The sequence below is a fragment of the Pseudomonas sp. 91RF genome, from assembly GCF_003576265.1.
GTDB classification, from domain to species: Bacteria; Pseudomonadota; Gammaproteobacteria; order Pseudomonadales; family Pseudomonadaceae; genus Aquipseudomonas; species Aquipseudomonas kribbensis.
Genome location: NZ_QWFC01000019.1, coordinates 205,809 through 224,900 on the forward strand (window position 1 = coordinate 205,809; position 19,092 = coordinate 224,900).

General features: G+C 61.4%; 16 protein-coding genes. 11 read left to right on the forward strand and 5 right to left on the reverse strand.

The genetic code is table 11. The annotated features are described in order from the left end of the window. Positions 1 to 166: 166 nt before the first annotated feature. Entirely contained in the window at positions 167 to 1,063 is an 897-nt protein-coding gene (locus DXT77_RS08070) for an NAD(P)-dependent oxidoreductase (protein WP_178083451.1), read from the forward strand. Here the strand turns inward: DXT77_RS08070 and DXT77_RS08075 are convergent. Both DXT77_RS08075 and DXT77_RS08080 read right to left on the reverse strand, forming a co-directional pair. Then, the gene (locus DXT77_RS08075; RefSeq protein ID WP_119427252.1) at positions 954 to 3,236 is read right to left on the reverse strand and encodes a bifunctional diguanylate cyclase/phosphodiesterase; all 2,283 of its coding nucleotides are present in this window, start codon (positions 3,234 to 3,236) and stop codon (positions 954 to 956) included. The genes DXT77_RS08070 and DXT77_RS08075 overlap by 110 nt on opposite strands. Positions 3,237 to 3,384: 148 nt before the next feature. After that, positions 3,385 to 3,738, reverse strand: a complete 354-nt coding sequence (locus DXT77_RS08080) for a YkgJ family cysteine cluster protein (RefSeq protein WP_119427285.1) — start codon at positions 3,736 to 3,738, stop codon at positions 3,385 to 3,387. Between the two features lie 302 nt (positions 3,739 to 4,040). Between DXT77_RS08080 and DXT77_RS08085 the strand changes: the two genes are divergently transcribed. Then, positions 4,041 to 5,390: an MFS transporter gene (locus DXT77_RS08085; protein ID WP_119427253.1), complete on the forward strand. Its 1,350-nt coding sequence runs from the start codon at positions 4,041 to 4,043 to the stop codon at positions 5,388 to 5,390. A 187-nt stretch (positions 5,391 to 5,577) separates the two neighbouring features. Here DXT77_RS08085 and rapA read toward each other — a convergent pair whose 3' ends face one another. After that, positions 5,578 to 8,424, reverse strand: coding sequence for an RNA polymerase-associated protein RapA (gene rapA, locus DXT77_RS08090; protein ID WP_119427254.1), 2,847 nt, complete (start codon positions 8,422 to 8,424; stop codon positions 5,578 to 5,580). Between the two features lie 241 nt (positions 8,425 to 8,665). Here rapA and DXT77_RS08095 point away from each other — a divergent pair, with 241 nt between their 5' ends. The 3 genes from DXT77_RS08095 (at position 8,666) to ccoM (ending at position 9,573) form a co-directional block, all read left to right on the forward strand. After that, a complete protein-coding gene (locus tag DXT77_RS08095) occupies positions 8,666 to 9,007 on the forward strand; it encodes an aspartate-semialdehyde dehydrogenase (RefSeq protein ID WP_085712966.1) in 342 nt (113 codons plus the stop codon). Between the two features lie 141 nt (positions 9,008 to 9,148). Then, on the forward strand, positions 9,149 to 9,310 hold the full coding sequence (locus tag DXT77_RS29895; protein ID WP_178083452.1) for a hypothetical protein: 162 nt from the start codon (positions 9,149 to 9,151) through the stop codon (positions 9,308 to 9,310). A gap of 146 nt (positions 9,311 to 9,456) precedes the next feature. After that, positions 9,457 to 9,573: a cytochrome c oxidase subunit CcoM gene (ccoM, locus tag DXT77_RS30250; protein WP_007959205.1), complete on the forward strand. Its 117-nt coding sequence runs from the start codon at positions 9,457 to 9,459 to the stop codon at positions 9,571 to 9,573. Between the two features lie 571 nt (positions 9,574 to 10,144). On the opposite strand, the gene DXT77_RS08100 is transcribed toward ccoM, so the two are convergent. After that, entirely contained in the window at positions 10,145 to 11,620 is a 1,476-nt protein-coding gene (locus DXT77_RS08100) for an inorganic phosphate transporter (protein WP_119427255.1), read from the reverse strand. A 375-nt stretch (positions 11,621 to 11,995) separates the two neighbouring features. Beyond that, positions 11,996 to 12,196, reverse strand: coding sequence for a hypothetical protein (locus DXT77_RS08105; protein ID WP_007957826.1), 201 nt, complete (start codon positions 12,194 to 12,196; stop codon positions 11,996 to 11,998). A gap of 644 nt (positions 12,197 to 12,840) precedes the next feature. Between DXT77_RS08105 and pcaR the strand changes: the two genes are divergently transcribed. From pcaR to pcaH, 6 genes are all read left to right on the forward strand, one after another. Further along, the gene (gene pcaR / locus DXT77_RS08110) at positions 12,841 to 13,683 is read left to right on the forward strand and encodes a pca regulon transcriptional regulator PcaR (RefSeq protein WP_007963153.1); all 843 of its coding nucleotides are present in this window, start codon (positions 12,841 to 12,843) and stop codon (positions 13,681 to 13,683) included. Between the two features lie 294 nt (positions 13,684 to 13,977). Next, a complete protein-coding gene (locus DXT77_RS08115) occupies positions 13,978 to 15,324 on the forward strand; it encodes an MFS transporter (protein WP_119427256.1) in 1,347 nt (448 codons plus the stop codon). 187 nt (positions 15,325 to 15,511) lie between these two features. Then, positions 15,512 to 16,369: a CoA transferase subunit A gene (locus DXT77_RS08120; RefSeq protein WP_003222404.1), complete on the forward strand. Its 858-nt coding sequence runs from the start codon at positions 15,512 to 15,514 to the stop codon at positions 16,367 to 16,369. Next, the gene (locus tag DXT77_RS08125; RefSeq protein WP_119427257.1) at positions 16,369 to 17,148 is read left to right on the forward strand and encodes a CoA-transferase subunit beta; all 780 of its coding nucleotides are present in this window, start codon (positions 16,369 to 16,371) and stop codon (positions 17,146 to 17,148) included. The genes DXT77_RS08120 and DXT77_RS08125 overlap by 1 nt, the downstream gene beginning before the upstream one ends. Further along, a complete protein-coding gene (pcaF, locus tag DXT77_RS08130; RefSeq protein WP_178083453.1) occupies positions 17,145 to 18,350 on the forward strand; it encodes a 3-oxoadipyl-CoA thiolase in 1,206 nt (401 codons plus the stop codon). Before DXT77_RS08125 ends, pcaF begins: the two co-directional genes overlap by 4 nt. Before the next feature lie 36 nt (positions 18,351 to 18,386). Then, positions 18,387 to 19,091 (forward strand): protocatechuate 3,4-dioxygenase subunit beta, encoded by a 705-nt coding sequence (gene pcaH / locus DXT77_RS08135; protein ID WP_119427259.1) that lies wholly within the window; start codon positions 18,387 to 18,389, stop codon positions 19,089 to 19,091. Position 19,092: the final 1 nt, after the last annotated feature.

Here is a 19,092-nt window from a genome sequence, read left to right on the forward strand (position 1 = left end):
GCGACCACTGTCGTCGAGCCTCACGGAATGGGAATCTCGCGTCTTTTTGCTGCGCGTATTTGGCCCGTGCGTCAGGGTCTTTGCCTGTGTGTCGCACGGGGGAATCCTTTCCTGATTGATGATGGATCGGCCATTATTCGGCGATCTTTAATCAAAAGGAGGCTAAATGATGTCAACGCTACCTTCGTTGGGGTTTGCCGGAATCGGACTGATGGGGCTGCCGATGTGCCGGCGTCTGCTGGCGGCGGGTTATCCGCTGACCGTGTGGAACCGCAACCCGGACAAGTGCGCGCCGCTGGTGGAGGCGGGTGCCCGGCAAGTCGCGACCCCGGCCGAATTGTGCGGGCAGGCCGACGTGGTGATGCTCTGCCTGGCCGATACGGCGGTGGTCCGCGAGGTGGTGTTTGGCCCGGCCGGTGTTGCTGAAGGCGCAAAAAACGGTCAGTTGCTGGTGGACTTTTCCAGCCTTGAACCGACGGCGACTCGCGAGATGGCAGCAGAACTGGCGCAAAAGACCGGCATGGCCTGGCTTGACTCACCGGTGTCCGGCGGTGTCGTTGGCGCGGAGGCCGGCAGCCTGGCGATCATGGTCGGTGGTGATGCCGCAGATCTTGATCGGGTTCGCCCGGTGTTGCTCACCCTCGGTCAGCGCGTCACGCACATGGGCGGCATCGGTGCCGGCCAGGTGACCAAGGCCTGCAATCAGATGATCGTCGCCTGCAATGCGCTGGTGATCGCCGAAGTGGTCGCGCTGGCCGAGCAGTCCGGGGTCGACGCCAGCCTGATTGCCGAGGCGCTGGCCGGTGGTTTTGCCGATTCGAAGCCGCTGCAGATCCTCGCCCCGCAAATGGCCGAAAGCCGTTTCGAACCGGTGAAGTGGCACGTGCGCACGCTGCTCAAGGATCTCGATACGGCGGTGAAGTTTTCCCGTGAAGTCGGCTCGGCCACGCCGATCAGCGGATTGGCCGCACAACTGATGCGCCTGCATGGGGCGCAGGGCTTTTTGGAGAGAGATCCATCGACACTGGTGAAAATGTACCGCGAGCCAGCGTCAGCGGATTGACCGGGTGGGCGTGTTTGCGCTGATTGATCTCTTCGAGGACCGGGCGCAGTTCGTGCAGCGGCACCGGACGGCTGAGCAGGTAACCCTGAATGAAGTCGCAGCCGGAACGCTCGAGGAATTCGTATTGCTCCAGGCTTTCCACGCCTTCGGTGACGACCTGTAAGTGCAGGGTGTGAGCCATGACGATGATCGCCTGGACGATTTCCATGTCGGCGGTGGCCTTGGGAATGTCGAGGATGAACGAGCGGTCGACCTTCAGGGTGTTGAGCGGCAGACGCTTGAGATAGGCCAGGGACGAATAACCGGTGCCGAAGTCATCGATTGACAGTGATACGCCCAGGGCGCGGATTTGCCGCAACAGCACCAGCGTGTTGGCGATGTTGCCCATCAGGGCGTTTTCGGTCACCTCCAGCTCAAGGCGTTCAGGGGCGACGCCGGCGCTGCGCAAGGCGCGTTCGATCTCATTGGCCAGTTCTTCCCGGGCCAGATTCAGGGGGGAGCAATTCCAGGCGATCTTCAGTTCGTCGCAGCCATGGCGCGACAGTTCGCCAAGGTCTTCGCAGGCCTTGCGCAGCACCCAGTTGTCGAGTTCGGCGATCAGACCGTTGTTTTCGGCGATGGCAATAAAACGATCCGGAGTCAGCAGGCCGTGCACCGGGTGCTGCCAGCGAATCAGCGCTTCGAGCTTGGTGACCTTGCCGGTCTTCAGTTCGAAGATCGGCTGGTAATACAGCATCAGCCCGTTTTCTTCGCGCAGGGCATGACGCAGTTCTTCCTCCAGTTGCAGTTCCAGGCTGGCGCGGTTTTTCAGGTTGGAATCGAAAAAGTGCACGCCGTTGCGCCCGGCGCCCTTGGATTGATACAGCGCCAGGTCCGCGTGCTTGAGCAGTTCATCGCAGGTGGTGCCGTCTTCGGGAAACAGGCTGATACCAATGCTCGTGGTCATCACCATACGCCGCCCGGCGAGTTCGATCGGCTCCTTCATCTTGAGCATGATGCGCTGGGCCAGGTTGCGGGCCTCCTCGCGGTCGCGCAGGCCGATGAGGATGCAGAACTCATCGCCGCCGAAACGCGCGACCACGTCTTCGTGGCCGCGCACCGAGCCTTTGATGTGCTGGGCGATGACCTTGAGCAATTCGTCGCCGGCGTCATGACCGAGGCTGTCATTGATGCGTTTGAAGTGGTCGATGTCGAGAAACATCACCGCGAGCATGCCGCCCTCGGTGGATTTCTGGCTGAGCTTTTCGGCAAAGAGCTGGTTGAAGCCGCGACGGTTGATCAGGTTGGTCAGGGCGTCGTAATTGGCGGCCTGTTGCAGCGACATCCGCGCCTGATCGAGCTGGCTGAGCAGCATGTTGACCCGACGCAGGTCATCCTCCTTGTTCTGCAGTTTCTTGTCGGCCAATGCGGCGCTGATGGCGCTGCCGAGGATCAGCAGGGTGATGAAGGCGACGGTGAGCCCCAGTTGCAGCTGGTTGGTCTCGGCCTTGAGGGTCGGGATGTTTCCCTCCGGCAACACCAGGTGCAGCGCTGCCATGGCCGTGAAATGCATGCTGATGATGCCGGCCCCGAGAATCAGGGTGGCCACGTACTTGAGCATCTGGTTGTGCAGGCCGCTGCCTTCACGCAAGTTCCCGGCCACCCACAGCGCGGCGAAACTGGCACCGATGGCAATCAGGATCGACAGGCCGAAAAGAGTCGGTTCGTAGTAAGCGGTGGCGGCGGACTGCATGGCGGCCATGCCGACGTAATGCATGCCGGCAATGCCCAGGCCGATGACGATGGCGGTCTTGAAGTATTGCAGCAGGCTGGGCTGCGGTTCGCTGAGGGTGTGCATCGCCAGCCAGGATGCCAGCACGGCGATCACCAGGGAAAACAGGGTGATGGACTGATCGTACTGGATGTCGATCGGTGTCTGGAACGCCAGCATGCTGATGAAATGCATGGCCCAGATACCGCCGGCCAGGCATGTGGCGCCGATCCAGCGCCAGAGCCTGCGCGATCCGGGGTCTTCGGCATGGCCGACGCGTTCCGCCATGTCGAGGGTGGCGAAACTTGCGGCGCACGCCACCAGATAGGCGACCAGCACCAGCAAGGGGTTGTGTGTGCAATTGAGGATGACCTGCCCGCTCTCCGGCAGCTCGGCAACAAACTGCAAACCAAGCCACTCCATAGCATGCCCCGTCTCTGAGTGCTTCCTTACTGCGTCATCAACGCAGGCGAATGAATGCAGTATAGAGGCCGATTTCGGGGCGCAAGCCGTGGTGGCACATTGGTTCTAATGATTTTGGCATGAGGGCCATAGCGATTGGCGCTAAGGCTCAGGCGACCTCGTTCCAGTGCGGTTGCAACGGCGGCAGGCCGAAGCGGGCGCGGGCCTTGTCACAGTCAATGTTCTGCTCGCCGTTTTCCCACGATGCCTCGAACTCGCGGCAGGGGCTGGAGCGCTTGTCGTAGATCGTGCAACTCACGGCCTTGCCGACTTCGCCTTCCAGCGCGGTGCAGCGCGGCGCCTTGCGGTCGGTGCCGATCATGGCGACCCGGCTTGGCGTGATCTGGGTGACCAGTTCATCAGGCACGGTTCCGCCGGAGGATGCGCATTCACCCCAGAAAAATGACACACGAAAATGGGAACAGCAGGCACCGCAATTCAGGCACGGACTGACATCGGACATGGGAGGGGCATCAAAGGGATTGATCGGCTGGATCCGGACGAATCCGGCGGCCATTCTAGGCTTTGCCACGGCGTTGGGAAGGGGGGCGAGAAAGTATTTTTTCATTGCCGGATTTTTCCGCAAACCCCCCGGTTTTCGGGGGATTCGAGCCTTTTCAAGGGCTTACGTTTCGTTACAGTGCCATGGCTCCCTATCAGGCTGGCGAATGATCACAGACAGCCCCGACGGCCGTGACTAGATTGCAGGTTCCGGGCTCGGATGCGTCGGCAGTGAAGCCCTATAACAATAAAAGAGACGGACCCATGCAGAACTCGACCCAAGCGGCGAATGCCTGGCGCATTCTGTTCCTGTTGTTCCTCGCCAACCTGTTCAATTTCTTCGATCGCACCATCCCGGCGATCATCATCGAGCCGATCCGTATGGAATGGCACCTCAGCGACTTTCAGCTGGGGATCGTCGGCACCGCGTTCACCATCGTCTACGCCATTGCCGGCCTGCCGCTGGGGCGCATGGCCGACACCGGCTCGCGCAGCAAACTGATGGGCTGGGGCCTGGCGACCTGGAGCGCGTTGACCGCAGTTAACGGACTGGTCGGCAGTTTCTGGAGTTTTCTGCTGGTGCGCATGGGCATCGGCATCGGCGAGGCCAGTTACGCGCCCGCCGCCAACTCGCTGATCGGTGACCTGTTCCCCGCCCACCGTCGGGCGCGGGCCATGGGGATTTTCATGCTGGGCCTGCCGTTGGGGCTGCTGCTGGCGTTCTTCACCATCGGTGCGATGGTCAAGGCGTTCGACAGCTGGCGTGCGCCGTTCTTCATCGCTGCCGTGCCGGGGCTGCTGCTGGCGGTGTTCATGTTCTTCATCAAGGAACCCAAGCGCGGCGCGGCAGAAACCGTGCAGGTCTCGCAAGAGAAAGTCGACAAGCCGATCCGCCGGGTGCTGGCGGTGCCGACGTTCCTGTGGCTGGTGCTGGCCGGGTTGTGCTTCAACTTTGCGACCTATGCCTGCAACTCGTTTCTGGTGCCGATGCTGCAGCGCTATTTCCTGATGCCGCTGCAGGAGGCGGCGGTGGCCACCGGGATGATCGTCGGGGTGACCGGCTTGATCGGCCTGACCCTGGGCGGCTGGATCGCCGACAAGATTCACCAGCGCGTGGCCAGCGGCCGGCTGTTGTTTGCGGCGTTCAGTCTGATCATCTCGACGGTGTGCACCGCCTGGGCGCTGCATGCCGGGCGGATCGAGATCGGTGTGTTTGTCGCGCTGTTCAGTGTCGGCTGGCTGTTTGCCTATAACTTCTACACCTGCGTCTACACGGCTATTCAGGACGTGGTCGAACCGCGCCTGCGGGCCACGGCGATGGCGCTGTTCTTTGCCGGTTTGTACTTGCTGGGTGGCGGTCTGGGGCCAGTGGTGGTCGGTGGTTTGTCCGATCACTTCGCCAAGTCGGCCATGATTTCGGCGGGGGCCGAGCAGATGACCGAGGCGTTCAAGGCTGTCGGCCTGCATGACGCGATGTACCTGATCCCTGTGGCGCTGTTCTTTACGATGGTGTTTCTGTTTCTGGCGTCGCGGTGTTTTGTGCGGGATGCCAAGCGGATGAAAGAGGGGTTGTCGGCAGTGGTGGAGCCGGATGGCGCAGCGGTGACTGCATAACCGCCTTCGCGAGCAGGCTCGCTCCCACAGGCTTTACGGCGACCACATAATTTGTGAACGACTCGGATCAATGTGGGAGCGAGCCTGCTCGCGAAAAGGCCATCAGCATCAATCAATGCATTTCAGACAAACAAAAAGGCCCGCATCGCTGCGGGCCTTTTCGTTTTTGGCGATGGAGCAGGGCGGTTTAGCCTGCGACCAGCACCCGGATCGCTTCCAGTCGCAGCGCAGCCTTGTCGAGCATGGCCAGGCCTTGCTCGCGCTGTTTGCGCAGGGCCACCAGCTCGCTGTCGCGTACGGTCGGGTTGACCGCCTGCAACGCGGTCAGGCGTGCCAGTTCTTCGTCGGTGTCCGCTGCCAGACGACGGCGGGCCTCGGCCACGCGCTCGGCGTGACGCGGGGTGACCTTGTCTTCACCGGCGTTGATCCGTGGCGTCAACTGATCGCGCTGGGCCTGGATGAACTTGTTGGCGCTGGCGCGCGGAACGCTTTCCAGCTGATCGTTCAGGGTTTCGAACGCCACACGGGCCGACAGGTCGTTGCCGTTGGCATCGAGCAGGCAGCGCAGGGCGGCCGGCGGCAGGTAACGGCCCAGTTGCAGCGAGCGCGGCGCAACCACTTCGCTGACGTACAGCAGTTCCAGCAGTACGGTGCCCGGCTTCAACGCCTTGTTCTTGATCAGCGCGACGGCGGTGTTGCCCATCGAACCGGACAGCACCAGGTCCATGCCGCCCTGCACCATCGGGTGTTCCCAGGTGATGAACTGCATGTCTTCGCGCGACAGCGCCTGGTTGCGGTCGTAGGTGATGGTCACGCCTTCGTCGTCGCCCAGCGGGAAACTGGCGTCGAGCATCTTCTCGCTCGGCTTGAGGATCAGGGCGTTTTCCGAGTGGTCTTCGCTGTCGATGCCGAACGCGTCGAACAGGGTTTCCATGTAAATAGGCAGGGCGAACTGGTCGTCCTGTTCCAGAATCGCCTCGACCAGTGCTTCACCTTCGCCGGCGCCGCCGGAGTTCAGCTCCAGCAGGCGGTCGCGACCGGTGTGCAGCTCGGCTTCCAGACGCTCACGCTCGGTGCGTGCTTCGTCTATCAGCGTCTGCCACTCGCCATCGTCAGCCTCTTCCAGCAGTGGCAGCAGGCGCGGGCCGAACTGGTGCTGCAAGGCGTTGCCGGTCGGGCAGGTATTGAGGAATGCGTTGAGTGCTTCGTGATACCACTGGAACAGGCGCTCTTGCGGGCTGGTTTCCAGGTACGGCACGTGCAGTTCGATGATGTGTTTCTGGCCGATCCGGTCCAGACGACCGATCCGCTGTTCCAGCAGGTCCGGGTGCGACGGCAGATCGAACAGCACCAGGTGGTGGGCGAACTGGAAGTTGCGACCTTCACTGCCGATTTCCGAGCAGATCAGCACCTGTGCGCCAAACTCTTCGTCGGCGAAGTAGGCGGCGGCGCGGTCACGCTCGAGGATGTTCATGCCTTCATGGAACACCGTGGCCGGGATGCCGGAACGCACGCGCAGGGCGTCTTCCAGGTCCATTGCGGTTTCGGCGTGGGCGCAGATCACCAGCACTTTGGTGCGCTTGAGCATTTTCAGCTGATCGATCAGCCACTCGACGCGCGGGTCGAATTTCCACCAGCGTTCTTCTTCGCTGGCGTCCGGCTGGGCCTGGAAGCTGACTTCCGGATACAGCTCGGCATGATCGCCCAGTGGCAGTTCGAGGTATTCGTCCGGGCACGGCAGCGGGTACGGATGCAGTTTGCGCTCCGGGAACCCCTGCACGGCGGCGCGGGTGTTGCGAAACAGCACGCGGCCGGTGCCGTGGCGATCGAGCAGTTCGCGAACGAGGCGGGCGCTGGCTTCGCTGTCGCCATCGTTGACGGCGGTGAGCAGGGCCTCGCCTTCGTTGCCGAGGAAACCGTGAATGGTCTTGTGCGCTTCGGCCGAGAGGCGGCCCTTGTCCAGCAGCTCCTGAACGGCTTCGGCCACCGGGCGATAGTTCTCGCTTTCGGCGCGGAAGGCGGCCAGGTCATGAAAACGGTTCGGGTCGAGCAGGCGCAGACGGGCGAAGTGGCTGTCCTGGCCGAGTTGTTCCGGGGTGGCGGTGAGCAGCAGCACGCCCGGGATCGTCTCGGCAAGCTGCTCGACCAAGGAGTATTCCGGGCTGACCTTGTCTTCGTGCCACACCAGGTGGTGCGCTTCGTCGACCACCATCAGGTCCCAGCCGGCGGCGAACAGCGCGTCCTGGGCCTTTTCGTCTTCGACCAGCCACTCCAGGGCCACCAGGGCCAGCTGAGTGTCTTCGAACGGGTTGGAGGCATCGCTTTCGATGAAGCGTTCTTCGTCGAACAGCGCGACCTGCAGGTTGAAACGACGGCGCATTTCCACCAGCCATTGGTGCTGGAGGTTTTCCGGTACCAGGATCAGCACGCGATTGGCGCGGCCGGAAAGCAGTTGGCGATGGATCACCAGACCGGCTTCGATGGTCTTGCCCAGGCCCACTTCGTCCGCCAGCAATACCCGTGGCGCGATGCGGTCGGCGACTTCACGGGCAATGTGCAACTGGTGCGCGATCGGCTGCGCACGCACGCCGCCCAGGCCCCACAGCGAGGACTGCAACTGGCGGCTGGTGTGTTCCAGGGTGTGGTAGCGCAGGGAGAACCACGACAGCGGGTCGATCTGCCCGGCGAACAGACGGTCGCTGGCCAGACGGAACTGGATGAAGTTCGACAGCTGGGTTTCCGGCAGGGTGACGGCTTCGTTCTCGGCGTTCAGACCGTGGTAGACGAGCAGGCCATCGGCATCCTCGACTTCGCGCACGGCCATCTTCCAGCCTTCGAAGTGCGTGATGGAGTCGCCCGGCGAAAATCGCACGCGGGTCAAAGGCGCATTCCTTAGCGCGTACTGGCGGGGTTCGCCAGTGGCCGGGTAAAGCACGGTCAACAAGCGGCCGTCCTGTGCCAGAACGGTGCCTAAACCAAGCTCTGCTTCGCTGTCACTGATCCAGCGTTGCCCCGGTTGATACTGCTGCGCCATGCTGCCTGACTCCCACCTTGAAAAAGCGGGCTATCTTAACGGAATGAGGCCCTGAGGCCAAAGGGTTAGGCGTCGCGTGCGGCCATTAAATGCCGACGGCCGACTGAGGGAAGATTAGGTCATGCGTCGGTTTCAGGAGCGCTGGCGGCACGATTGAGTGCCAACCCGGTCACAAGTTTTCGACCGATGGCTCAAGGCCCCGATGCCGCAGCCGATAGCCTGCTGACAGGAGACCCTTCATATGCTGCCACCGATGCTCCCCCTGAGCGCCGTGCCGATCACATCCCAGCAGGACCCGATCCGCCAGCGGCCGGACATTCCCCCGGTGGTGCCGGTGCAGGAAAGCTCGAACGAAAGCACCATTGACCTGCAAAAGCGCGATCCTGAAGAGGACGGTTATCTGCTGCGCGAAGAGCAACGGCGCCAGCAGGAGCGTGAGCGTCGCAAGCGCGAAGCCGACGAAGATCCGGAAGAACACCTCGCCGTGCCGGGCACCGAACTCAATGCCGATAACACCGTGCCGGTGGTGCCGTTGATGGAAGATCAGCCGCGTCAGGGCCTGTGGGTCGACATCGAGATCTGAGGCCGCCCGACCACCGCGTCTTGAATACACGATTTGTTGTACGTCGACGGCTGGTCAGCGCCGGCGTGAGGCCGCATTATTGGCGCAGTCCTGTCGGTGGTCCGGCAGTTGTGATTCAGTCCAAGCGATGCATCGAACGCCATGAGCCAAGACGAAAAACTGATCGACCTCAGCACCGAACGCGCCAAGCGGGTTCACGACCTCAACGAAAAACGCCTGAATGAAGTGCGCAAGGCCTTCGAACAGGCCATGCCGTTGGGAAAACCGAAGAAAAAGTCGAAAAACAAACCGAAAAAGCGTTGATCTCCCCCTGTATCCGTTGATGCAGGTCAGTTATTTCCCTTCCTTTGCTCCGCACCTTGACCGGTATTGATCCCGGTCAATTCCTGCGCCTGCCTGATTGGTTAACTTAGCTCCATCGCAGCAAAGCAGGGGCCAGGAGGCCAGTCATGTTTTTCGATAACGTGGTGTTTGCCGGGGTTCTGACGGTGGGGCTTATGGTTCTGTTTTTTGCAGGGTTTGGATTTTTTATCTGGAAGGATGCGAATAAGCGCAAGAAGCCTTAGTCCTTCCGGGTTTGATGAGCACGCAAGGCATTTTGGGCAACTTCGGTTGCCCTTTTTTTTTGTGTCTTGGCGGCCTTTGGGCCGACCATGCTTTGGGTGTTCTTTGTGAATATCCGTTGCTTCGGGTGTTGCCGCTGGCGGTTCCGCTCTTACAGCGGGTCACTTTTTCAAACGCCAAAAAGTAACCAAAAGGCTGGGCCCCTGCGTTCGGCACCTCGCTTTGGCTCGGTGTTCCTTCGCTCCGGGATTCATCCGGGGGCATCGCCTCCGGTTTGCTTCGCTGCACCTCCTCTCGATGTGTTTGGCTTCGCCAAACGGCGCTGCGCGCCTACCCCCGGATAAATCCCTCCACTCAGCCTGCCGATGGGGCCGGCACGTCAAAAGCGGTACTCGAGCTAACGCTCATTGTGTTGAGTGGTGAGAAGCGAAGGGCGACAGGCGGACTGCTATTGCTTGATCGTTCCCACGCTCCGCGTGGGAATACAGCCCGGGACGCTCCGCGTTCCTGTTCTGAAGGCAACAAAAAAGGCGTGATCCTCTCGAATCACGCCTTTTTCATTACCACGATCTATCAGCTACCCAGCGCCTTCGACGCCAGCCAGAACAAGCCGGCCGACAGGGCCACGGTGGCTGGCAGGGTCAGGACCCAGGCCAGCAGGATGGTTTTCACGGTGCCGCTGTGCAGGCCGCTTTTGTTGGCGACCATGGTGCCGGCCACGCCCGAGGACAGGACGTGGGTGGTGGACACCGGCAGGCTGAAGATGTTGGCCAGGCCGATCATGCTCGCTGCGGTGATCTGTGCCGACATGCCCTGGGCATAGGTCATGCCTTGCTTGCCGATTTTCTCGCCGATGGTCAGAACCACGCGTTTCCAGCCGATCATGGTGCCGAGGCCCAGGGCCAGGGCTACCGCCAGAATCACCCAGAACGGGGCGTATTCGGTGGTGGTGGTCAGGTCTTTGCGCAGCTTGTCCAGGTCGGCCTTTTCACGAGCCTCAAGGCCCGGGAGCTTGGCGACTTTCTTCGCGGTGTCGTCCAGGCAGAGCAGGTAACGGCGCACTTCGATGCGGCTTTCCGCCGGCAGCGAGTGGTAGTCCGATACACCTTTGAGGGTGTGGAGCAGGGCGGAAATGGTCGGTTCGGTCTGCTGCGGGTTGCAGCGGAATTTCTCCGGCAGGTCGCCTTCGACACTTTTGCCCAGGGCCAGGAATTCGCCAAGGGTGGCGGCGTTGCGCTGGTAGAACTGGCTCAGGTGCAGGGTTGCGTCGCGAGTGCGTTCGATCTGATAGGTGGTGCTGTTCAGGTCGAGCACGAACTGCGCAGGCACGATACCGATCAGGACCAGCATGATCAGGCCGATGCCTTTCTGACCATCGTTGGAGCCGTGCACGAAGCTCATGGCCATGGCCGACATCACCAGGACCAGGCGATTCCAGAACGGTGGATGCTTCTTGTCGTCGATCTTGCGGCGTTGTTCCGGGGTCTTGTGCATTTTCGACAGCGGGCGCCACCACTTCAGGCCGATCAGCACCAGTGCGGCCACGAGGAAGCCAGCCATCGGCGAGAACACCAGCGAAGCACCGATATCGATCGCTTTCTGCCAGTTCACGCCATCACCCAGCGGAATGTCGTTGATCAGGGCGTTGGCCAGGCCGACACCGAGGATCGATCCGATCAGGGTGTGAGAGCTGGAGGCCGGGATACCGAAGTACCAGGTGCCCAGGTTCCAGGCGATGGCGGCGGCGAGCAGCGAGAACACCATTGCCAGACCATGGCCGGTGTTCACGTTGATCAACAGTTCTACCGGCAGCAGGTGGACGATGGCATACGCCACGCCGACGCCGCCCAGCAATACGCCGAGGAAGTTGAACACGCCCGAGAAGAACACCGCCAGGTGAGGCGGCATCGCTTTGGTGTAGATAACAGTGGCTACCGCGTTAGCGGTGTCATGAAATCCATTGATGAACTCGAAGGCGAGGACAAATGTCAGGGCGAGCAGGAGGCTCACAAGCACCCAGGCATCCAGTCCGCTGAATAAATCGATCATGAAGGTTTTCTGACCCGGTCATAAGGGGGCGCGATTATGCCAGAAAAGACTGGAAATCGATCCCCTACCTGCTCATCGGTAACCTTCTTCGCCAAATTAATTTGTATCAAGGTGCATTACCCAAGCTTTTTGCAGGGTTTTGCAAAGCCTTGATTCGATTGATAAAAATGCGAAGATCCGGCGGATTGGCCGGGGGGCGGGAGGGGGCAGAAGCGTGTATGAAATATCTGAGAAACGTGTCTGACATGCTCCAGACCTGTGCAATACAGGGGAGTTGGCCGCTGCCCGCGGGTAGCGGGCGCGCAAGGCATCGTCAGTCCACCGTGCTTGTAACCCGGTGAGTACGCTTACCCTCGAAAGTCTCAAAGGAAGGCATCAGGGCTCTTCGGCTTTGAGTTCCTCTTCCATTTTTTTCAGTTCTTGCTGGAAGACCTGATCCTGAACGGTAGGGCGTTTACGCCATGCTTTGCGTTCCGGTTCCGGCTGAGCGGCGTAGGTGGTGACTTCCCCGCCGTAAACTTCCTTGTAACGTTGTTCCTGGCGCTCAAGTTCCGCGCGCAGTTCGTCTTTCGTCACAGTGCTACCTGTATGAGTTGAGATAAATGTCTGGTGAAACGCACTGCAACGAATCGATTGAACCGGTTCGCCAACAAGACGCGGCCTGAACAGGCAGCGGTAATATCGGCAGGGCGGTCAAGACTTCCATGTTACAGGCGGCTACGGCACCAGATTAAAACTGACGCAGCATCAGTTTCCTGTTTCAGCGAGCGCGCTGGCGGTGCATGGGTGATGATCATCAGGCGCTGGCCGGGGCTGAAGGCAATGGACATTACCTCAGCGAATGACGTCGACGGCCAATAAAAGTGCGACGCCATTGAGGTGCATTATAGCGGCCGATTCGGGATTGACTATCTTTGCCAAGTTAAAAACGGTTCCGGATGTGTGATTGTTTTGTGACTCGCAACTTTTACCGGTAGTTGCGTCGTTGTTGCCGGGTGTTGTGTTTCTGGCGTCATTTAGTCGAACAACTAAGGGGACGGGCGCGTGAGTGATATCGCGTTGGAAACTGTCCGGAGTCGCTCAATCCGGGTCGGAGGGAGCGTTTGCGATTATCGGTCGACGGTTCGATAATCGCCCGGTGTTGGCGATCTGGCGCTTGTGCATCTGTCTGCGAGCCGCTTGTATAGCCGTTGATCCGAACAAGAAAAAAAGGACCTGACATGAACGATCAAATGCGCAATTCCTTCACCTCGGTAGCGCCGCCGATCGTCGCCTCGCCGGCCAAACGCATCCAGGCCCTGACCGGCGATCCGGACTTCATGACTTCCCTGGCCCGAGGCCTGGCCGTGGTTCAGGCGTTTCAGGAACGCAAGCGCCACCTGACTATCGCCCAGATCAGCCACCGTACGGAAATCCCCCGCGCCGCCGTGCGCCGTTGCCTGCATACGCTGATCAAACTCGGCTACGCCACCACCGACGGCCGTACTTATTCGTTGCTGCCCAAAGTGCTGACCCTCGGTCACGCCTATCTGTCTTCGACGCCGCTGGCAGTCTCCGCCCAGCCGTACCTCGACCGCATGAGTGAGCAACTCCACGAGGCCTGCAACATGGCGACCCTGGAAGGCGACGACATTCTTTACATCGCTCGCTCGGCCACCACCCAGCGCCTGATTTCGGTGGACCTGTCGGTGGGCGGGCGTTTGCCGGCGTATTGCACGTCCATGGGGCGGATCCTGCTGGCAGCGCTGGACGACACGTCGCTACGCGAGTACCTCGACCACGCTGAACTGGTGGCCAAGACCAGTCGCACACTGCACACCCCCGAGTCCTTGCTCGAATGTCTGCAGGAAGTGCGGCAGCAGGGCTGGTGCATCGTCGATCAGGAACTGGAGCAAGGCCTGCGTTCGATTGCGGTGCCGGTGTATGACGCCTCCGGCCAGGTGGTGGCTGCGCTCAACGTCAGCACCCACGCCGGTCGAGTCAGCCGTACCGAACTGGAACAACGCTTTCTGCCCGGGCTGCTGAGTGCCAGTCGCGACCTCAGCGCGCAGTTGTTCGCCTGAGGAAGCTGTTCGATAAACGCACAGAGTTGCGTTTATCGAATTGACGCTAAAACCCCCGGATCATTAATGTCGCGGCAGCGTCATCCGGCGCTGTTGTGAATGAGCCCGCCGGATCGTCGACTCCCATAATAATGACAAGAGGCAACTTCCCATGCGCACGTTCCCCGACTGTCGCCGCTCCCGTTCCTGTTGCCGGTTTTAGCGCAACGCCTGATTCCCTCCTTATATGCTTGTGTCCGTGCCAGTCTTTGGCCGGTCGCCGTTCGACTGCGTTTTTTGCGTGGAATAAAAATAATGAACCAGCCTCAGTCCGCTGTAGGTCACTGCCTCGACGTGCAGTCCTTCATCAATGCCCAACCGATCTCGCGCTATCAGTGGCGGGTGGTGATTCTGTGTTTCCTGATTGTCTTTCTCGATGGCCTCGACACCGCAGCCATGGGCTTCATCGCGCCGGCCCTGTCCCAGGACTGGGGCATCGACCGCGCCAGCCTCGGTCCGGTGATGAGCGCCGCGCTGATCGGCATGGTCTTCGGTGCCCTGGGCTCCGGGCCATTGGCTGACCGCTTCGGGCGAAAAGTCGTACTGGTCGGCGCGGTCTTTCTGTTCGGTGCTTTCAGCCTGGCGTCGGCTTATGCCACCAACGTCGAGCAATTGCTGGTGCTGCGTTTCCTCACCGGTCTGGGACTGGGCGCGGGCATGCCGAACGCCACCACGCTGCTGTCGGAATACACCCCGGAGCGCAAGAAGTCGTTGCTGGTGACCAGCATGTTCTGTGGCTTCAACCTCGGTATGGCGGGTGGCGGATTCATCTCGGCCAAGCTGATTCCGGCGTTCGGCTGGCACAGCCTGTTACTGATTGGCGGGATTCTGCCGCTGATCCTCGCCGTGGTGTTGCTGGTCTGGCTGCCGGAATCGGCGCGTTATCTGGTGGTGCGTAATCGTGGCACCGACAAAGTGCGCAAGACTCTCGCGCCCATTGACCCTGCCACCGTCGCCCAAGCAGCAAGTTTCAGCGTGCCGGAACAGAAAACCGTCAAGGCACGCAACGTGTTCGCGGTGATTTTCTCCGGCACCTACAGCATCGGCACGTTGCTGCTGTGGCTGACCTACTTCATGGGCCTGGTGATCGTGTACCTGCTGACCAGCTGGCTGCCGACCCTGATGCGCGACAGTGGCGCGAGCATGGAGCAGGCGGCCTTCATCGGCGCGTTGTTCCAGTTCGGCGGGGTGTTGAGCGCGGTCGGCGTAGGCTGGGCGATGGACCGGTTCAATCCGCACAAGGTCATCGGCATTTTCTACCTGCTGGCCGGGGTGTTTGCCTACGCGGTCGGGCAGAGCCTGGGCAACATCACGTTGCTGGCGACGCTGGTGCTGGTGGCGGGCATGTGCGTCAACGGTGCGCAATCGGCGATGCCGTCGCTGGCGGCGCGGTTTTATCCGACGCAGGGCCGGGCGACCGGTGTGTCATGGATGCTCGGGATCGGCCGCTTCGGTGCGATTCTCGGCGCATGGATGGGCGCGACCCTGCTGGGCCTGGGCTGGAATTTCGAACAGGTGTTGACAGCGCTGGTGATCCCGGCCGGGCTGGCCACGGCGGCGGTGGTGATCAAGGGTCTGGTCAGTCACGCGGACGCGACCTGATATCGGGAATGATCGCCCCGCACTCGGGGCGATCATTAGGTTGATAACAATCTGTTCGATAAACGAACACTCAGTCGATTATCGGATTGTTTGGCGAAAATCAGCGGCTTAATCTTCAGTGACTCCGGCGCACAACCTCGCGCCTTTTTATCACTGGCGATCCACTACAAAAACGGGAGCCCGCTCCATGGCTGAGATCCTTTCGCTGCACGACGCGGTGAAGCAATTCGTCAATGACGGCGACACCGTCGCGCTCGAAGGCTTCACTCACCTGATCCCTACGGCGGCGGGTCATGAAATCATTCGTCAGGGCAAGAAAGATCTGACCCTGGTGCGGATGACGCCTGACCTGATCTACGACCAACTGATCGGCGCCGGTTGTGCACGCAAGCTGATCTTCTCCTGGGGCGGCAACCCGGGTGTGGGTTCGCTGCACCGTCTGCGTGATGCAGTCGAGAAACAATGGCCCCACGCGCTGGAAATCGAAGAACACAGCCACGCCGACCTGGCCAACGCTTACGTCGCCGGCGCCTCCGGCCTGCCGTTCGCGGTGTTGCGGGCCTACGCCGGTTCTGACTTGCCGAAGGTCAACCCGCTGATCAAGTCCGTGACGTGCCCGTTCACCGGTGAAGTGCTGGCGGCGGTGCCGTCGGTGCGTCCGGACGTAACCGTGATCCACGCCCAGAAGGCCGACCGTCAGGGCAACGTGCTGCTGTGGGGCATTCTCGGTGTGCAGAAAGAAGCCGCACTGGCCGCCAAGCGCTGCATCGTCACCGTCGAAGAAATTGTCGACAACCTCAACGCGCCGATGAACGCCTGCGTACTGCCGACCTGGGCGTTGAGCGCGGTCTGCCATGTACCCGGTGGCGCGCATCCGTCCTACGCCCACGGTTACACCGAGCGTGACAATCGTTTCTACCAGGCGTGGGACCCGATCGCCCGCGACCGTGAGACGTTTACTGCGTGGATCAACGAATACATCCATGGCTGCGCTGACTTCAGCGAGTTTCAGGCCAAGTTGGCCGCTGCTTCGGAGGCCAAGTAATGACTTACACCACCAATGAAATGATGACCGTCGCCGCGGCCCGTCGCTTGAAGAACGGCTCGGTGTGCTTCGTCGGCATCGGCCTGCCATCGAAAGCCGCCAACCTGGCGCGCCTGACCTCGTCGCCGGACGTGGTGCTGATCTACGAATCGGGCCCGATTGGCGCCAAACCCAGCGTATTGCCGCTGTCCATCGGTGACGGCGAGCTGGCGGAAACCGCCGACACCGTCGTCCCGACCGGTGAGATTTTTCGCTACTGGCTGCAGGGCGGGCGCATCGACGTCGGTTTTCTCGGCGCGGCGCAGGTCGACCGTTTCGGCAACATCAACACCACGGTGGTGGGCGACTATCACCAGCCGAAAGTGCGCCTGCCGGGTGCCGGTGGCGCGCCGGAGATCGCCGGTTCCGCGAAAAGCGTGCTGATCATCCTTAAACAGTCGGCGCGCTCGTTTGTCGACAAGCTCGATTTCGTTACCTCGGTCGGCCATGGCGAGGGCGGTGATTCGCGCAAACGTCTGGGCCTGCCGGGCGCCGGGCCGGTCGGGATCATCACCGACCTGTGCATCATGGAGCCGGAAGAGGGCACCAATGAGTTCGTGGTCACTGCGCTGCACCCAGGCGTGACCCGTGAGCAAGTGGTCGCCGCCACCGGCTGGGTCATCCGTTTTGCTGACAGCGTAGCCACCACTGCCGAACCGACCGAGGTCGAGCTGACCGCTTTGCGCGATCTTGAAGCCCGCACCGCAGCGGCCCACGGCCAGGCACCGGGAGAAGCATGATGCGCGACGTTTATATCTGCGATGCGATTCGTACCCCTATCGGTCGTTTCGGTGGTGGTCTGGCGGCTGTTCGCGCCGACGACCTGGCCGCCGTGCCGATCAAGGCCCTGATGGATCGCAACCCGTCGGTGGACTGGAGCGCCCTCGACGAAGTATTCCTCGGCTGCGCCAACCAGGCCGGCGAAGACAACCGCAACGTGGCGCGCATGGCGCTGTTGCTGGCGGGTCTGCCGGACAGCGTGCCCGGCGTTACCCTCAATCGCCTTTGTGCGTCGGGGATGGATGCTATTGGCACGGCGTTCCGCGCCATCGCCAGCGGCGAAATGGAGCTGGCGATTGCCGGTGGTGTCGAGTCGATGTCCCGCGCGCCGTTCGTGATGGGCAAGGCCGATGCGGCGTTTTCGCGCAACATGAAGCTGGAAGACACCACCATCGGCTGGCGTTTTATCAATCCGTTGATGAAGGCGCAGTACGGCGTCGACGCGATGCCGCAGACCGCCGACAACGTGGCTGACGATTACGAAATTTCCCGCGAAGATCAGGACGCTTTCGCCCTGCGCAGTCAGCAACGAACGGCCGCCGCCCAGGCTGCCGGCTACTTCGCCGAGGAAATCGTCGAAGTGCGGATCGCCCACAAGAAGGGCGAAACCGTGGTCAGCCAGGACGAACACCCTCGCGCCGACACCACGCTTGAAGCCCTGACCAGATTGAACCCGGTCAACGGTCCGGACAAGACCGTCACCGCCGGCAACGCTTCGGGCGTGAATGACGGTGCCGCCGCGCTGATCCTGGCCTCGGCCGAAGCAGTGAAAAAACACGGTTTGACTGCCCGCGCCAAAGTGCTGGGCATGGCCAGTGCCGGGGTCGCGCCACGGGTGATGGGCATCGGCCCGGTGCCGGCGGTGCGCAAACTCACCGAACGCCTTGGAGTGGCGGTCAGCGATTTCGATGTGATCGAACTCAACGAAGCGTTTGCCAGCCAGGGTCTGGCGGTGCTGCGCGAGCTGGGATTGGCGGACGACGCCGCCCAGGTCAACCCGAACGGCGGGGCGATTGCCCTCGGCCATCCATTGGGCATGAGCGGTGCGCGGCTGGTATTGACGGCGCTGCATCAGCTGGAAAAGACCGGCGGCAATAAAGGTCTGGCGACCATGTGTGTCGGTGTCGGCCAGGGGCTGGCCCTGGCGATCGAACGCATCTGACACACAGCCGTGACGAATTGAACAGAGGAAAGCGAAATGACTGACAAGCCTGGCTACCGTCGTCCACAGGAAGGCACCCAGCCGCCGTACCTGCACCCGACTTATCAATCCACCAATCTGCGCTCGCCATCCAAGCCATTGGTGTTTCTGCCCCATTCGCTGTCTGAAATCACTGGCCCGACCATCGGTGCCGAGCGAGTGGCCGACACCGATAACGATCTGACCGCACAGCATGCCGGCGAGCCGCTCGGCGAGCGGATCATCATTCACGGCCGTGTGCTCGATGAAGACGGTCTGCCGGTGCCGGGGATTCTGGTGGAGATCTGGCAGGCCAACGCCGCCGGTCGCTACAACCACGCCCGTGACCTGCACGACGCGCCGCTGGACCCGAATTTCACCGGTACCGGCCGTACCGTGACCGACGCCGACGGCTGGTATCAGTTCCAGACCATCAAGCCCGGTGCCTATCCGTGGGGCAACCACCACAACGCCTGGCGCCCGGCCCACGTGCATTTCTCGCTGTTCGGGCCGAGCATCCTGACGCGTCTGGTCACGCAGATGTATTTCCCGGGCGACCCGCTGCTGCCCTACGACCCGATCTACAACTGCGTGCCGGACACCTCGGCCAAGGAACGCCTGATCGCCGCTTTCGATCTGGAAAAAACCATTCCGTCCTACGCCCTCGCTTATCGCTGGGACATCGTGCTGCGCGGCCGCGAAGCCACGCCGATGGAGAAATGAG

Excerpts from the sequence above, each read along its gene's own strand:
- DXT77_RS29895 (WP_178083452.1), top strand. The coding sequence starts at position 9,149 with ATGAGCCAAGACGAAAAACTGATCGACCTCAGCACCGAACGCGCCAAG.
- DXT77_RS08095 (WP_085712966.1), top strand. The coding sequence starts at position 8,666 with ATGCTGCCACCGATGCTCCCCCTGAGCGCCGTGCCGATCACATCCCAG.
- ccoM (WP_007959205.1), top strand. The coding sequence starts at position 9,457 with ATGTTTTTCGATAACGTGGTGTTTGCCGGGGTTCTGACGGTGGGGCTT.
- pcaF (WP_178083453.1), top strand. The coding sequence starts at position 17,145 with ATGATGCGCGACGTTTATATCTGCGATGCGATTCGTACCCCTATCGGT.
- pcaH (WP_119427259.1), top strand. The coding sequence starts at position 18,387 with ATGACTGACAAGCCTGGCTACCGTCGTCCACAGGAAGGCACCCAGCCG.
- DXT77_RS08120 (WP_003222404.1), top strand. The coding sequence starts at position 15,512 with ATGGCTGAGATCCTTTCGCTGCACGACGCGGTGAAGCAATTCGTCAAT.
- pcaR (WP_007963153.1), top strand. The coding sequence starts at position 12,841 with ATGAACGATCAAATGCGCAATTCCTTCACCTCGGTAGCGCCGCCGATC.
- DXT77_RS08070 (WP_178083451.1), top strand. The coding sequence starts at position 167 with ATGATGTCAACGCTACCTTCGTTGGGGTTTGCCGGAATCGGACTGATG.
- DXT77_RS08115 (WP_119427256.1), top strand. The coding sequence starts at position 13,978 with ATGAACCAGCCTCAGTCCGCTGTAGGTCACTGCCTCGACGTGCAGTCC.
- DXT77_RS08085 (WP_119427253.1), top strand. The coding sequence starts at position 4,041 with ATGCAGAACTCGACCCAAGCGGCGAATGCCTGGCGCATTCTGTTCCTG.
- DXT77_RS08075 (WP_119427252.1), bottom strand. The coding sequence starts at position 3,236 with ATGGAGTGGCTTGGTTTGCAGTTTGTTGCCGAGCTGCCGGAGAGCGGG.
- rapA (WP_119427254.1), bottom strand. The coding sequence starts at position 8,424 with ATGGCGCAGCAGTATCAACCGGGGCAACGCTGGATCAGTGACAGCGAA.
- DXT77_RS08100 (WP_119427255.1), bottom strand. The coding sequence starts at position 11,620 with ATGATCGATTTATTCAGCGGACTGGATGCCTGGGTGCTTGTGAGCCTC.
- DXT77_RS08080 (WP_119427285.1), bottom strand. The coding sequence starts at position 3,738 with ATGTCCGATGTCAGTCCGTGCCTGAATTGCGGTGCCTGCTGTTCCCAT.
- DXT77_RS08125 (WP_119427257.1), top strand. The coding sequence starts at position 16,369 with ATGACTTACACCACCAATGAAATGATGACCGTCGCCGCGGCCCGTCGC.